The organism is Vallitalea sediminicola (assembly GCF_054408565.1).
Window position 1 is genome coordinate 43838 of record NZ_BTPT01000020.1, and the last position, 15410, is coordinate 59247.

The window sequence follows — 15410 nt, forward strand, 5'->3', positions numbered from 1 at the left end:
ATGAAAATAAAAATACCTCTTAGTGTTTTGATACTGATTATTTTATTGAGTATATTAGCACCAATAATTGCTCCATACGACCCCTTGGCAATAGACATGACATCAAAACTTGAATCACCAAGTCAGACACATTTGTTGGGTACAGATTCCTTGGGGAGAGATACCCTAAGTCGAGTATTACATGGTGGTAGACAGTCTCTTTTACTTGCATTGATTGCAACGGTATTATCCATGTGCCTTGGTATAATTATTGGTGCTTTGGCAGGATATTATGGTGGTACATTAGATGGGTTTATTACATCTATTTCAAATATATTTATGGGATTACCTGGGACAAGTATTATGATTGCTCTAGTAGGTATACTTGGACCATCCATGAGAAGTTTGATCATAGCCATTGTGGTCAATTCTTGGGTATCATTTTCAAGGCTTATAAGAGCAGAGGTTATGAATGTTAAAAACGAGTACTATGTTGATAACCTCAAGAACATAGGAGGGTCTGACATACTGATAATCTTAAAACATATTTTGCCTAATATATCCGATAGCTTGATTATTGTTTTTGTATCAAAAATAGGCGGAGTTGTTCTAGGGGTAGCCGCTCTTAGCTACTTAGGATTAGGTTTAAGTCCGCCACTACCTGATTGGGCTATTATGATTAATGATGCAAGACCATATTTTAGAAGTCATTTACAACTGGTTTTAGCACCAGGGTTTTGTATTATAGCATTTGTATGGTCAGTACATAGTATAGGTGACGGAATAAGAGATCGAATGGATGTAGGAGGACTTAGAAATGAAGACTTCTAATATTGATATAACGAATCTTAGTGTTACTTTTGATACTAAATATGGAAAAGTACATGGTGTTGATGATGTGAGTATAACTTTCCCCAAGGATGTTGTAACAGGAATAATTGGTGAAACGGGAAGCGGCAAATCATTATTAGGTATGTCCATACTACGCTTATTGTCCAATGAAGCAATTGTTACAGGGCAGTGTTTTTATAATGGACAAGATCATATGAAACTATCAAAGGCACAAATGAAAAAAATACGAGGTTGTCAGATAGGGTTTATTCCTCAAAATCCAGATTTATCATTAAATCCCATATTGACGGTTCAAAGACAGCTCATAGAATCCTTGTTGACCCATACCAATATAAGTAAAGAAGAGGCTAAGGAAAAAGGCAGATCATACTTGAAACAATTTGGTTTTAAGGATATTGATAAGATAATGAAATCCTATCCCTTTCAGCTTAGTGGAGGTATGAATCAGAGAATATTATGAATCATCGGTATTATCTGCAATCCTGAATTTGTCATTGCTGATGAACCCACAAAAGGTCTTGATGCCAAACTTAGAAAAATAGTCTATGAAAATCTTATAAAGGTGAAGTTGCGTTATACATCAAGCATGATTGTCATAACTCACGACTTGTATTTTGCAGGAAAATTCTGTGATGAAATTGTTGTGATGTATAAGGGACAGGTTGTTGAAACAGGGTATAGCAAAGACGTTATCAATAATCCGAAACACCCCTATACAAAAGGATTGATTGGTTCAACAATAAGAAAAGGTATGGTACCAATTAATCCCCCAGATAGCATGGAAAATCCGTCTAAGTGCAAATTTTATACAAGATGTAATCAACGAAATACCAAATGCATAGATTCAACGATTGAGATGAAAAGAATTCCCGGTGGAAAGGTACGATGTCATGCATATGATTAAAGTAGAAAATGTATCCATGAGATTTAAGAAAAGAGAAGTATTAGAAAATATTAATTTTACTGTTGAACCGGGGACTAAGGTTGGAATCGTTGGTGATAGTGGAAGTGGTAAATCTACATTAGCAAGGCTGATTACTGGACTTGCCATACCGACAAAAGGGCAGATCTATCTCAATGGTGTGAAAACCACAGAATATAGAAGAAAAGAAAAAAGCAAGGTTGTGCAGATGATTTTTCAGCACCCTCAGAGCAGCTTTGATGGAAAAAGGAAAATAGGTTATCAGCTAGAAGAAGTTGGACGTATTCACAATAGAGATTACCTTGAAGAAATCAAGAGGTTACTTAATACATTTTTAGTGGATGATAAGTTAATGGACCGTTATCCATATCAGATTAGTGGGGGAGAAGCACAGCGGCTTTCAATTATAAGATGTTTATTACTTAAACCTAAAGTATTGATTTTGGATGAACCTACATCAATGCTGGATGTATCTGTTCAAGCAGAGATTATTGATTTTCTTCTAAGCGTTCAAAAATTAGAGAAAATGACATTTGTTTTTGTATCCCATGATATTGAGTTAGTCAGTCATGTGTGTGATAAGATTATTATTATTGACAACAAGCAGATAATAGAAGAAGGCACCATAGAAGAAGTTATTGAACAACCTAAAAGTACCTATACAAAAAATCTAATCGAGAGTTTTGAATATTTTTACTGATGGAGGTTTTGATGAATCATAGTTTATATATAAGACAATTGGAAAAGGATACTAATGATATGTGGTTAGAAACACTTGGATGTAGCAGTGAAACCGCATATAAGAGAGCTTATGATGACCAGATAGAAAAGGAATTTTGGGAAAAGTATTCCCTTATTTATGATACCATTCCATCATTGTATGATTATTGGCCAAAAACTTTTGACAAGTTGGTGGATATCATCGGTACCCAAAAAGAAGTTATAGAATTTGGAGCAGGAACTGGTAAATTTACATTACCAATGGCATTAAAGCAAAAGCAAGTAACAGCCATTGATTTTTCAGAAGATATGCTACAGAAGTTACAATGTAAAATTGGAGATTTAACCAATGTTCATACGGTACATGGAAAAATAGAAGATATGGAAAACTACAACGTGGATAGCATATATTCAGTAAACGCTATATATAGGATATCTGATATGAAAGAAGCCATCAAAAAAATACGTTCTTTTGCAAGAGAAAAAGTTGTTTTAGTGTGGACAATGCAGCGAAGTAAATATGATGAAATATTGAATAGTACTAACAAAAAAGGTATTTTCAGGCGTCAAGAGTACATCCATATCATGAATGTTCTCTATGACTTAGGTATTGATGGCAATTTGGAAATAATGGATGTTCATAAAAAGATTAAGATTGACCACATTCAATCTAATTATGAAGAACTAAAAGAAATTGCTGGAAATTATGATTTGGACGCTGATTATCTGATAGATACCTTTAATCAACGTGTTATAGAAGAAAATGGGATTATATACTATCAATGGTTTCAAAAAGTTGCATACATTTATTTTGATGGATGTGCCAGTTGTGATTAAAGTTTTGCCATAATAATAAAAGTTTTTTTGCGAGAGAGATAGAATTTGATTATATCAGTCAAATACCTATCTCTTTTTGTATTTATAGATAAGTGAAATTGCTACCTGTGAAAGGTAAAACATAAATAGATAAAAATATTTAATGATATTGACATTCATTTTCAAATATGTTAATATAGCACCGATATATATCAGTGCTATATTTTGATTTTATTGAAAGACATCCTTTATCTTTATCAGGAGGGCAAAAACAAAGACTTTCAGTAGCAATAAGTAAACTATCTGATAAAAAGATTATTGTTTTTGATGAGCCAACAAGTGGGCTTGATCTAAAAGGAATGTATCAAGTATCTAAGTTGATGAGTTCACTAGCTGAAAAAGGAAAAATCGTATTTGTTATTACACACGATTATGAATTGGTTATGTCAAGTTGTACTAGAGTTATAAATCTGGCAAAAGGTAAGATAAGTTTTGATACAACAGATAAAGAGATATTTGCAAAAGAGATTATCAAAGGAGGCTGGCATGAACTGTAAAAAGATGATATTTGGGTTAATAATGACATGCATGATGTTCAATTTATTTTGTATGGTTGCTGGGGCTTCATATGGTGAGGCTGATTTTAATAAAATAGATGAAATAGTGAAGGAACATATAGGAAATGATGTGCCAGGAGCGTGCATTATAATCAAAAAAAATGGCGAAACCATGTTTCAAAAGTCTTATGGATATGCAAATCTAGAGGATAAGGTAAGTATTGAGTTAGACAAGACAGTATTTGAATGGGGTTCAATATCAAAGACCTTCATATGGATAAGTTTAATTCAATTAGAAGAGAAGGGTAAGATAAGGTTTGATGAAGATGTAAGAACATATTTACCAAAAGATTTTCTGAAAAACTTAAAATATGAATCAAAAATTACAGTACCTGATTTAATGAATCATACAGCTGGATTTGAAGATTATTTTACTGATATCAGAATGAAAGAAAGTGAAGCCCTTCAACCCCTAGCAAAGACATTAATGGATAAACAGCCTCTTCAGGTATATAAGCCAGGTGAATTAAGTGGGTATTCTAATTGGGGTGCGGCATTGGGCGCATTGATAGTAGAAAGAAGCTCAGGAATGGAATATTCGGAATATGTAAGAAAAAACATACTGGTTCCTTTAGAATTAGAAGAGGTGAGTATACATCCATTTGGAAAAGATGTATCAGGGTTATATGAAGCCAAAGCTACAGGGTACAGTAAAAAGAAAAACGGGTTAGAAGATGCTGGGTGGATGCATCTAAGTGTCTTTCCAGCAGGGTCATTTAATGGTACTGCATTAAATTTGGCAAAATATGCAGATGCTTTAGTTAATCGTTCGGAGTTACTATTCAAAGATAACAAAGTATTTTTAGATAAATTATTATCTAGTGTTACACTAACTGGTCTAGGTGAAGTAAAATATGGTTTTTGGAGATATCCAGGAAAAGATAGTTTATATGGACACGAAGGCGGTACATATGGTTTTAAGACGCAAATTTGGTTTGATTTGAAAACGAAGGAATCTATAACAATTATAGTAAATGTAATGGATTCACCAATTTTTTCAGAGATAATGACTTCATTAGAACCAATAGAATTATACGAAAACAACAGGAGCATATCTCTTGACAAAAGTGATATTAAGAATATAGTAGGTGATTATATACCAGCAAGATCGGTATATTCAAATCCTACTAAGATATACGGAGATTTGCAGTTCATAAGCATTAGGCAGGTGGATGAAAAGCAAATCAGTCTTAAAATGCCATTCTTCAAGAAAAAAGCTATATATGATTATATGGGTAACGGTATTTTTTATAATGCTAATATGCCGTTACAAGAACGTATAATTTGTTTCAAGAAAAATGATGACAAGATGATTATGAACTATCGGATAGCCCATGATTATGTACCATCACCAAATAATAGAACGTTTTTTTATATTATATTGAGAATAGTGATACTAAGTATTAGCATTCTATATTTTATTATATCATTTATAGTTGGAGTCAAAAAATATAGAGGAAATAGAAACAGTAAGCAAAAAAGAAAATGCTTGTTTAGAATAGCCATATCTATTATATTTATTATTATGGTATTGCAGTCAGGATATTTTTTCTTTGGATGTTTATCCACTTATAGTGTTCAATCTATCCACTTGACAGTTATGAGGTATAGTAATACTGTGTTAAGTTTGTTAGGATTATTGTTTGCAATATTATACATGTACAAAAACCCTAAAATCAAAAAAAATGATGTGCTAGCTATGGTTTTGTATATTATATCAATATATATTTTTATTGAATATAAGTTTTTGATAATATAAAAGATACAAGTTTGGTGTGAAAATTGATATAATGATATAAATAATTGGATTGAGATATTATTATCAAACAAGGAAAGCAAAGTGCAATTTTTATGTCTATTATTGGACTTGCTAGTGAATATTGTTGTAGGTGGTTGCAACCATTTATCAGTAGAGATAAGTGGTTGCTTTTAAATAAATACAATATGTGATATATTCACACTAACTCATTTGATTTTACAATCATCAATAATTAATTTTGAAACTTTGGTTTTTAGTTCATTCATTTTTGTTAGTGCATAGTTCATATCAGTTTGATTATCATTACTTTTACTTAACATGTAGTGATAATATAGTCCATAATACTGGATAGATGGGTTAATTGAGTTCAATAAAGGTACTATTACTTCTTCATCTGGAAGGGAATTCTCGCCATTTATCATAGAGTTCTCAGTTATTAAGAATAATGCTTTTTCTTCAGCAGCTTCTTGATTTCCTCGTTTGAGTCTTATCCATCTTCCACCATCAGTGTAAAGGAACCCTGTTTTTAAGGGTAAAGGAAATCCACTAACTATGCCCATACTTATTGGCATAAATACTAACATGCTGAAAAATAAATTTCCAGTAATAATGGCTATTGGAATCATTGTAATTCCTATAATTATTGATGCTATAGGACCTGCAATGAGTACTTTTGACCATATTTTTAAATTGTCTTTGCTGGTGTTGATAGGATATGAACCACCCATTCCTCCCCACATCATAATATTTTTCTCCAAGAAGAACCGTACTTTTTCATTTGGTTTCTCTCGTTTCCATTCAAAGGGACCGATGACTAACATATAAAACTTCCATCCATTCATTAATCCCATTACTATATGCCCTAGTTCATGAATAAGCCCTGATATGATATAACAAATAACTGCACAAATTAATACTTGAAAGATTGTCATTTAACAATATCTCCTATTCTATTAGTTGGATTTAAATAAGCATTTTTAGATTTATAACTTGAAAAAAGAAATTAATTCCATGGATTATCAGCACAAGGGTTACAAAATAAGTTAATTTAATTATATGTTTTGTGATAATATATCATTTAATGATATGGGTGTCAATAGAGTGTGTCAATAGAATGGAAAAATAATATAAAAGATACAAATTTGGCGTGAAAATTGATATAATGATATAAATGATAAGATTGAGATATTATTAAATATAGAAAGGAAGAATACTAATGCAACTAACTGTAATTGGAGTAGGACCTGGAGATAGTGAATTATTAACAATAAAAGCAGTACGTATGATTAAAGAAGCAGATGTTATTCTAGTACCAGTCAAAAAAGAAGGATCAACTAATAGTACGGCTCTTAGTATTGCAAAACCATATATAGAAGATATGGATAAGGTACAGTATTTACATTTTCCAATGATAGATTTTGAGGAAAATAAAAACTATGTTGATACTATTTTCAAAGAACATGGGGGGAAAATTAATCATCAGTTACAGGAAGGTAAGAAGATGGTTTATCTTACCCTTGGTGATCCTATGATCTACAGTACATTTACATATATCAGTCAGTATTTAGATGGGGTTCAGTATATTCCTGGTATACCCTCATTCCTTAATGGAGCTGCGTTAAGTAAAAGTCCCCTTTGCATAGGAAAAGAATCAATGGCTGTTGTTAATATGACAGATGATGAAGATACAATAAAAGAGATTTTCAATCTTCATGATAGTATTGTTGTAATGAAGGTATGTACTAATCAGGAATTATTAAAAAATTTAATCAAGCAAGGAAAACGAAGTGCAATTTTCATGTCTAATATTGGACTTGCTAATGAATATTTTACTACAGATATTAATTATCTGAATGAAAAAGTACCGTACTTTACAATAGGAATCATTCGATAATGAAAATAGCAATAGTACAAACAAAGCCTTTAATTAATGAAATTGAGAATAATGTGATGACCATACTATCATTTATTGATGAAGCCAAAGAACAAGAAGTTGAACTAATATGTTTTTCAGAAATGGCATTCAATGGTTATAACTTTGATAACTTGGAATGGCAAGTGAATGAACAGAAAAAGTATTTGAACCTATTACAAGGACAAGCAAAGATGAATAATATGACTATAGTTGTAGGTGGTATTGAGAAGGTGGAAGATAAATACTATCTAGCTCAATATGTCATAGATGACTCAATAAGAAGTTACCACAAGATTCATATAGGCTCTAAGGAGAGTCGTTTTGTTTCGGCAGGTGAAGACATCAAAGTGTTCACTAAGAAGGAATTGACTTTTGGAATTATGATGTGCTACGATACACATTTTCCTGAACTATGTACTTATATGGCATTATCAGGCGCAGATTTAATCTTAGCTCCCTCTGCAGTGCCAAATGACCCTTCTAAAAGGGTAGAAACATGGAAGAAATATCTAGTTGCAAGAGCATATGACAACCGTGTCTATATTGCGGCTAATAATCTTATCTCTCATCAAGGTGGTGGAGGTATGATTTGTTATAATCCCAATGGAGATATGATTGATTGCAGTTCTAGTAATAATGAAGATATGTTGATATTTGAAGTAGAAAAACAAAATTATTCAAAAACATCAATGAAACAAAGAAGTTTCATATTGAATAGGAAACCTGAAGTGTACAAAAAATATAATTTCTAATATTAATTTGTAGGCTTTGATAAAAGCTTGAATTTTGAACTATATGAAAGTGATAGATTAAATTATAAGAGGTAAAAAATGATAAATAATAATCTAGAGCAAGTCATGAATGATCCTATGTTATTTAAATTATATGATATCAAAAATGTAACGGGAGATATAATAGAATGTATAGTAAAAGAACAATATGGTAAAGGTAAGATCCTTTTCATTACCATTGAAGAAGGGGTTTTTGTCGAATATTCAGATTGCTATTTTAAGTATATTGATAACTCTGATGTAAAGTTTAATAAAGACATAATAACTATGTATCAAATACTTGAAGGAAATGCCATAATGAATATTAATGACAAGAAGTCTATAATTGTTAAAAAAGGTGATATATTTAATTTTGCAGGTAATAATCAGTTTTCTAGTTTTGATGGAGATCATAAAAACTTGGTTTCAATTAGTATATTTGGATATTATGAGTGTATTCAAAAGTTCTTTCTAAACTTTTTTAATAATGATACGATTGTCAACGATTACTATTCACAAATGAAAGAAATAGATGGCGGATTGGTTTATAAAAATGATTTAAAATTTGAAAAGTTGTTTTTGGAATTATTTGAGAGCGTTAAAGACAATAATAACTATTTAATCAAGTTAAAAGCTTTAGAAATATTGTACCATGGTATGACACATCATTCCAAATGTGTTGATATAAAAAGAAGAGAGTACGATCAATACTATATTAAACGAGTATATGAAGTGAAAAATTATTTAGATGAGAATTGGAATAAAAAGATTAGCTTGGAAGAAGTTGCCCTACTTCATAATATTAATAAAACATATTTGAAAGAGATATTCAAAGACTCTTTTGACATTTCACCTCATAAATATGTAATAAAAACACGGCTTAATAAGTCAAAAGAATTACTGGACAATAGAAATTTAAAAATAACTGAAATTGCAAGTATGACAGGATTTTCATCAGCCAGCAGATACTCGGAAAGTTTTAAGAATTTTTTTGGGTATTTACCTTCTAGTTATCGAAAAAATTTCAGTTCAAATAGGGAGCAATAAATACACAAATTAGTTTCGGCTAAAATGTGTATTTTTTTTGCTCTTATGTGGTATAAATGATAATGGATATCAATTATAATTGATTTATGAATGTTAATATAAAAAATGAATCATGATTTGAATTATTATTAATGATATTTAGATGATAATTATTTGTTGTATTATTGATAACAATTTAAGAAAAGGGGGACATTATATGAATACTTTCTTAGTAGAGAAATTCGGAGAAAATAAGGGTAATGATTTGTTTTCTCTTCAACAAGTAAGATTAGAGAAGCTTCTAAACAAGACATCAGGAAAAACTAAGAAACAGATGAAAACACTCAGAAATACGATTATGCCAAGAATCGCACTTTATCAGATATTGCAGGAATCAGGTATTGGGCAACAGGAGTCTTATGATATTGTGAAAGAGTATATGGTAGATGTTGTATGTGCAAGAATGAAAAAACAATTTAGGAAAATGGAAAAAATACCTTTCTTTTATAGAATATTCAAGAAAAATATTATTAACAGTCTTCTGAAAGGTGGAAATTGGGAATCAGAATTGATTCATGATGATAGCAAGAGTTTCACTGCTTATGTCCATAAGTGCCTATGGCATGATGCTACTGTAGAGAACGGATGCCCTGAGTTGTGTAGAGCTTTCTGTGAATGTGATGACATCAACTTTGATGTATTTACAAAGATTGACTTTTATCGTGAAGGTGCTCTTGGAATGGGAGCTGATAAATGCGATTTTACTTTTAAGAAGGCGGCTAAGTAAAAGTATATAAACATAGAAAGATAAGTTAGAGTATAAAGAAATATATATAGGATAATCATTCAATAGATTGATGAAAAATTGTCAACTACTGATGGTTATCCTTTTTTTGTTGAATGTTTTTAGGTTTTATATATAATTCTTGCAAAAATAAAAAAATGTTGACTTAGTAGTAAAAGCATACTATTATATAACTAGTTAGTATTAATATACTACTAACTACCTTTTGAGAAAGGAGAAACTTTTGTATGAATGAAGAAAATCATGAACAAGAATTTTTAATTACTTATAATAAAGAACAGTATGAGAAACCTTCAGTGACAGTTGACCTATTGATTTTTACAATAGAAGATGATGAATTGAAGATTGTTTTAATTAGAAGAAATGAGATGCCTTATAAAGATTCCTTGGCATTACCAGGAGTGTTCGTAAGAATTGATGAAACATTGGAAGAAGCAGCATACAGGACAATCAAGGAAGAGATAGGTAGCTGTGATATCTATTTAGAACAGTTATTCACATGGGGGGATATAGATCGTGACCCTAGGATGAGAATTATATCAATTTCTTATATGGCAATAGTATCTGCAGACAAGCTTAAATTAATTAAAGGCCAGAGAGTATCAGAAGTTAAGCTCTATTCAGTTAATAGGCTTATTGATAATAAAGAAATCTTAGCCTTTGACCATATGAAGATGATTAAATATGCTATGGAGAGAACTAAAAACAAGGTAGCATATACAAAAATAGCTTTTGAATTTGTTGAAGAGGAATTTACATTACCTCAGTTACAGAAGATATATGAAATACTTCTTAATAAAGCATTATATAAGGCTAACTTTCGAAATAAGATAAAGGGATTAGTTGAAGAGACAGATAAGATGACAGAAAACAAACCACACAGACCAAGTAAATATTATAGATTGAGGGAGACAGAATATGAACAGAATAAAGGGATTTTTAAAAGATGAGCTTACAGGATGGAAAAAATGGGAAGTAGTATGGATGGTGTTTGCAGTTGCTGTAATTGTTTCACTATCATTATATTGGGGGGATAATGCAAGAGGTATTATTGCAGGAGTTACTGGTGTAGTTTGTGTAATACTAACAGGAAAAGGTAAAATGAGTTGTTACATATTTGGGTTAGTAAATACAATACTCTATGCATGGATTGCTTTTGAAGTAAAATATTATGGTGAGGTTATGTTGAATGGATTATACTATGTACCTATGCAATTTGTAGGTTGGTTCATGTGGAGAAAACATATGAACCAAGAAACAAAGGAAGTTGAGAAAACAAAACTGACTGTAAAATGGGAAGTTATTTTAATACTTATATCAGCTGCTTGTATATATGGTTATGGACTTATATTGAAGAGTTTAGGAGGTAATCTTCCTTACTTTGATAGTATCTCCACCTGCCTAAGTATAGTTGCCATGATTTTAAGCGTTAGAAGATTAATGGAACAGTGGATAATATGGATTCTTGTAGATTTAGTGACTGTATATATGTGGGTAATTGATTATATTAATGGTGGAACAGATATTGCGACTTTACTCATGTGGATTGTCTATCTTCTTAATGCAGTTTTCATGTTCATTAAGTGGTTTAAGGAGAGCAGGAGGATAAGTAATGAAATATGATGTTGGAATGTACGGAGGTTCCTTTGATCCATTACATATAGGTCATATACATGATATCATTAGAGCCGCATCGATGTGTAAGAAATTGTATATCGTAATTAGTTGGTGTGAAGGAAGAGAATCCACGAGCAAAGAGCTTCGTTATAGATGGATAAATGATAGTTGTAGACATCTATCCAATATAGAGCTTATTTTGATAGAAGATGAAGCTGTGGATAAAGAGGATTATAATACTGATTACTATTGGGAGAAGGGAGCAGAAGATATAAAAAGAGCGATAGCCAAACCTATTGATGCAGTATTCTGCGGTACAGATTATCTAGGCACAAATAGATTTGAAAGCCTTTATTCTCCTGAAAGTGATGTAGTATATTTTGATAGAAATGAAGTACCAGTAAGTTCAACAGATATTAGAAAATGGGTATTTGATAACTGGGATTACATACCGAAAGTCTGTAGACCTTATTATACAAAAAAAGTATTGATTGTTGGAGGTGAGAGTACAGGTAAATCAACATTAGTCCGTAATCTGGCTTTAGCCTATAATACAAATTATGTAGAGGAAGTTGGACGTGATATCTGTGGATTTGCAGGAAATGAAGAATTGATGATAATGGAAGATTTCAATGAAATACTTTTGCGTCATAAAGTTAAAGAAATGGATGCAATCAAGGAAAGCAATAAAATACTTTTTGTTGATACGGATTCAATTACTACAATGTTTTATTCAAAATTTCTATTGACTAAAGAAGAGGAGATTGCTAAATGTAATTTACTAGCAGATGCAATCACTAATATAAATATGTTTGATTTGATAATATTTCTTGAACCAACTGTAGATTTTGTACAGGACGGAACACGAAGTGAGATTATTGAAGCTGACCGTGAAAAATATAGTAATCAAATAAAGGAATTATTAGATATCCATAGTTTCAGATATCATTGTATTTCAGGAGATTATGTGGAAAGATTCAATGGAGCTAAGAAATTGATTGAAGAACATTTAGGGTTGATAGAAACAAAGTTTGCTATTGATGATTACCAAAGAATAAGTAATTGGTACATAAAAGACTAATTTGATAGAAAAATACTACATTTTAAGCATATGAAATAAAAATATTTTCATATGCTTAAAACACCCTTTCTAATATATAACTAGTTTAATAGCCATAGTACTCTTCATCAGCTTCTGCATCTGCTTTAGTTTCATGAACTGTACCACGTGGATGCTCAGGTGGTGCATAGATTGCATACAGCTTAAGTGGTATGTCACCGGTATTGGTTACATTGTGCCATTTGCCAGCAGGTACCATAATAGCATAGTCATCATATACATCTTGCTGAAAATACAACATGTCTTCAGTATCGCCCATTTCAACAAGTCCTTGACCTTCTTCTATTCGTATGAACTGATCAACGGTAGGGTGAACTTCTAAACCTATGTCATCATCAACATCAATGCTCATTAAGGTAACTTGAAGATTTTCTCCTGTCCATAAAGCGGTGCGGTAAGTGTTGTTTTTCTTAGTAGCTTTATCAATATTGACTACAAATGGTTCTGGTCCATAATCTTTGTACTTAGTAAATGGTCTCTCTGAGTTATACATTAGTGTGTTGACCCCGTATGGAGAAGGATATGGTTCATAAACATTATACACTTTGGAAGAGTTATAAATGGGTATGTCAACCCAGTAAGGAGGTGGATATGGTTCATAATATTTATATATAATGCTCATTCCTTTATTTACTTTACAATATCTTATGATTTATGTTTAACGAAGGTGATTAGTATAGATTGTATTAAGGCTTTAAAATTAATTCTGCTTAGAGATAAATGTGTTAATCATATTAATATAGTTTTGAGGGTTTACAATTAGAGCGAGATGTCCGCCATCTATATTTTTAATAACTGTTGACGGTGGCATCAATCGTATTAAAGCATCATTCAGTTCATCACAAAAAATAGTATCTTGTTCTGAGAATATAAGCATTACTTCATTTTGAAAAGTCTCAAAATCATTTGGCTTATGAGTTCCGTATTCATTAATCAAGTCTCCCAACAATAAATCCATATGATACCAATAGTCTTTTTTGATTGATCCTTTTAATAAATCAACAACAGTGGATAAGTTTTGTGTGGTTTTATTCTTTGATACTTTTCTAAATACAAGTTTTAAAAATGGTGGTAATAATACATTAGGAATGAGTTTATCTATCATTAGGTTTTTCTTAAGTTTTTTAGGATTGATAAATCTTACAATGTTAGTGATTCCATTGTATGTTAAGTCGTTATACATAGAGCAAGTTCCTGATAATACAAGACCTTTTATTGATGCAGGATGTCGTTTTGCCATGACTTGTGCAAATAAACCACCATAAGATTGTCCAACTAAATAAACATTATGTACATCTAAATGCTTTAATAATTCGGCGAAAGCATCAGCTAGCTTAGCATTGGTATTATAAGCCTTTGGATAATTGAATGTCAATAAACTATATTTATCTGCAAATGAACTAAATAAAAGAAATAATGTATCAGCTAGACCAGTACCACCAGCCAGAAAAACTAATGTGACATCCTTTTCTGGGCTGGTATTTTTATAATAACGATATGGGAAATCTCCTTTATCAATATGTGTATATTGTACTGGCATCAGCTTATTATATTTATCGAATTCTTCTTTTGTATTTATCATAATAATAACCTCCCAATAATTAAAAATTAACTATGGCACACTTGTGCCATATGCTTTGAATGTAGTATAATACTATAAAAAATATTTTACAATAGATTAGTGAAAATAGGCACATTATTCAAAAAGTGTGTCATGAGGAGTAGACATGAAAGAAATAACAATAAATCAAACACAAGAGTGGATAATAAGTGCGTTGCTTGAGTTAATGGATAAGAAAAATTATAGGGAGATTACTATTGTTGATATTGCTTCAAAAGCACATATAAGCCGTAGAACCTTTTATCGGCATTTTAAAACTAAAGACGATATTTTGGTTATCTATTGCAATGTGATTTTAAAAGATTTCGCACAAAATATTCGTAGTAAAGATGAAATGACCGTATATACTGTTAGTTTATCCTACTTTGAGTTTTGGAACCAACATCTGGATTTTCTTAAGTTGCTACGTAAGTCGGATATGCTATATTTTGTTGGGGATAGATTGCCTGAGTTTATGGCATATGTTGCTGTATTAGTAGATCATCTTTCCTTAGACCAAATAGATGAGACGAGAATTCAGCAAGATAAATATTATTATGCTCATTATTTCAATATTGGTGGTTATTGGAGCATTACAACTCTATGGATGGATAAAGAACAACGTGAAACACCTGAACAAATGGCAACAATAATGGAAAAAATAATATTTAGACAGCTGTAATAGTAAGGAGATTGGTAAGCAAAGGTACTTGTAATTGAAGACAATACAAAATTAAATAGTAAGATATGTTTTTACCATTTATCACTAGATGATAACTACAGAGAAGATTTAAACTGGTCGAAATTGACCAGTTTAGAATCTTTTTTTTATATCTTATAAGAAAGTTTTATTTTTTAGTATATGAAATGTAAACCTTTAAATATATATTTT

Annotated in this window: 18 protein-coding genes; 15 read left to right on the forward strand and 3 right to left on the reverse strand. The window is 31.1% G+C overall.

Going from position 1 to position 15410, the window contains the following annotated elements; genetic code table 11:
• The 7 genes from ACX6CF_RS09325 to ACX6CF_RS09355 all read left to right on the forward strand — a co-directional run bounded on the left by ACX6CF_RS09325 (nt 1) and on the right by ACX6CF_RS09355 (nt 5665).
• Entirely contained in the window at nt 1-810 is an 810-nt protein-coding gene (locus ACX6CF_RS09325; RefSeq protein WP_458785056.1) for an ABC transporter permease, read from the forward strand.
• Complete coding sequence (locus ACX6CF_RS09330) at nt 797-1291, forward strand: ATP-binding cassette domain-containing protein (protein WP_458785057.1); 495 nt, start codon at nt 797-799, stop codon at nt 1289-1291. The genes ACX6CF_RS09325 and ACX6CF_RS09330 overlap by 14 nt, the downstream gene beginning before the upstream one ends.
• Before the next feature lie 108 nt (nt 1292-1399).
• On the forward strand, nt 1400-1735 hold the full coding sequence (locus tag ACX6CF_RS09335; RefSeq protein ID WP_458785058.1) for an oligopeptide/dipeptide ABC transporter ATP-binding protein: 336 nt from the start codon (nt 1400-1402) through the stop codon (nt 1733-1735).
• Entirely contained in the window at nt 1728-2453 is a 726-nt protein-coding gene (locus tag ACX6CF_RS09340; RefSeq protein ID WP_458785059.1) for an ABC transporter ATP-binding protein, read from the forward strand. Before ACX6CF_RS09335 ends, ACX6CF_RS09340 begins: the two co-directional genes overlap by 8 nt.
• An 11-nt stretch (nt 2454-2464) precedes the next feature.
• Nucleotides 2465-3310 carry a class I SAM-dependent methyltransferase gene (locus tag ACX6CF_RS09345; RefSeq protein ID WP_458785060.1) on the forward strand — a complete coding sequence of 282 codons (846 nt, stop codon included), beginning with the start codon at nt 2465-2467 and terminating at the stop codon, nt 3308-3310.
• Between the two features lie 194 nt (nt 3311-3504).
• On the forward strand, nt 3505-3846 hold the full coding sequence (locus tag ACX6CF_RS09350) for an ATP-binding cassette domain-containing protein (RefSeq protein WP_458785061.1): 342 nt from the start codon (nt 3505-3507) through the stop codon (nt 3844-3846).
• A complete protein-coding gene (locus ACX6CF_RS09355) occupies nt 3836-5665 on the forward strand; it encodes a serine hydrolase domain-containing protein (RefSeq protein ID WP_458785062.1) in 1830 nt (609 codons plus the stop codon). Before ACX6CF_RS09350 ends, ACX6CF_RS09355 begins: the two co-directional genes overlap by 11 nt.
• 206 nt (nt 5666-5871) lie before the next feature.
• Here ACX6CF_RS09355 and ACX6CF_RS09360 read toward each other — a convergent pair whose 3' ends face one another.
• Nucleotides 5872-6597: a site-2 protease family protein gene (locus tag ACX6CF_RS09360; protein ID WP_458785063.1), complete on the reverse strand. Its 726-nt coding sequence runs from the start codon at nt 6595-6597 to the stop codon at nt 5872-5874.
• A 284-nt stretch (nt 6598-6881) separates the two neighbouring features.
• Between ACX6CF_RS09360 and cobI the strand changes: the two genes are divergently transcribed.
• The 7 genes from cobI to ACX6CF_RS09395 all read left to right on the forward strand — a co-directional run bounded on the left by cobI (nt 6882) and on the right by ACX6CF_RS09395 (nt 12879).
• Nucleotides 6882-7559, forward strand: coding sequence for a precorrin-2 C(20)-methyltransferase (cobI, locus tag ACX6CF_RS09365; RefSeq protein WP_458785064.1), 678 nt, complete (start codon nt 6882-6884; stop codon nt 7557-7559).
• Complete coding sequence (locus tag ACX6CF_RS09370) at nt 7559-8332, forward strand: carbon-nitrogen hydrolase family protein (RefSeq protein WP_458785065.1); 774 nt, start codon at nt 7559-7561, stop codon at nt 8330-8332. Before cobI ends, ACX6CF_RS09370 begins: the two co-directional genes overlap by 1 nt.
• Before the next feature lie 78 nt (nt 8333-8410).
• A complete protein-coding gene (locus tag ACX6CF_RS09375) occupies nt 8411-9397 on the forward strand; it encodes a helix-turn-helix transcriptional regulator (protein ID WP_458785066.1) in 987 nt (328 codons plus the stop codon).
• Nucleotides 9398-9593: 196 nt separating this feature from the next.
• Nucleotides 9594-10163: an L-2-amino-thiazoline-4-carboxylic acid hydrolase gene (locus tag ACX6CF_RS09380; RefSeq protein WP_458785067.1), complete on the forward strand. Its 570-nt coding sequence runs from the start codon at nt 9594-9596 to the stop codon at nt 10161-10163.
• 245 nt (nt 10164-10408) lie between these two features.
• On the forward strand, nt 10409-11131 hold the full coding sequence (locus ACX6CF_RS09385; protein WP_458785068.1) for an NUDIX hydrolase: 723 nt from the start codon (nt 10409-10411) through the stop codon (nt 11129-11131).
• The gene (gene pnuC, locus ACX6CF_RS09390; protein ID WP_458785085.1) at nt 11109-11804 is read left to right on the forward strand and encodes a nicotinamide riboside transporter PnuC; all 696 of its coding nucleotides are present in this window, start codon (nt 11109-11111) and stop codon (nt 11802-11804) included. The genes ACX6CF_RS09385 and pnuC overlap by 23 nt, the downstream gene beginning before the upstream one ends.
• The gene (locus tag ACX6CF_RS09395) at nt 11794-12879 is read left to right on the forward strand and encodes an AAA family ATPase (RefSeq protein WP_458785069.1); all 1086 of its coding nucleotides are present in this window, start codon (nt 11794-11796) and stop codon (nt 12877-12879) included. Before pnuC ends, ACX6CF_RS09395 begins: the two co-directional genes overlap by 11 nt.
• An 85-nt stretch (nt 12880-12964) precedes the next feature.
• On the opposite strand, the gene ACX6CF_RS09400 is transcribed toward ACX6CF_RS09395, so the two are convergent.
• Nucleotides 12965-13411 carry a cupin domain-containing protein gene (locus tag ACX6CF_RS09400; protein ID WP_458785070.1) on the reverse strand — a complete coding sequence of 149 codons (447 nt, stop codon included), beginning with the start codon at nt 13409-13411 and terminating at the stop codon, nt 12965-12967.
• Nucleotides 13412-13618: 207 nt separating this feature from the next.
• Nucleotides 13619-14500 (reverse strand): alpha/beta hydrolase, encoded by an 882-nt coding sequence (locus ACX6CF_RS09405; RefSeq protein ID WP_458785071.1) that lies wholly within the window; start codon nt 14498-14500, stop codon nt 13619-13621.
• Nucleotides 14501-14645: 145 nt separating this feature from the next.
• Here ACX6CF_RS09405 and ACX6CF_RS09410 point away from each other — a divergent pair, with 145 nt between their 5' ends.
• Nucleotides 14646-15200 (forward strand): TetR/AcrR family transcriptional regulator, encoded by a 555-nt coding sequence (locus ACX6CF_RS09410; protein ID WP_458785072.1) that lies wholly within the window; start codon nt 14646-14648, stop codon nt 15198-15200.
• The last annotated feature ends 210 nt before the right edge of the window (nt 15201-15410 follow it).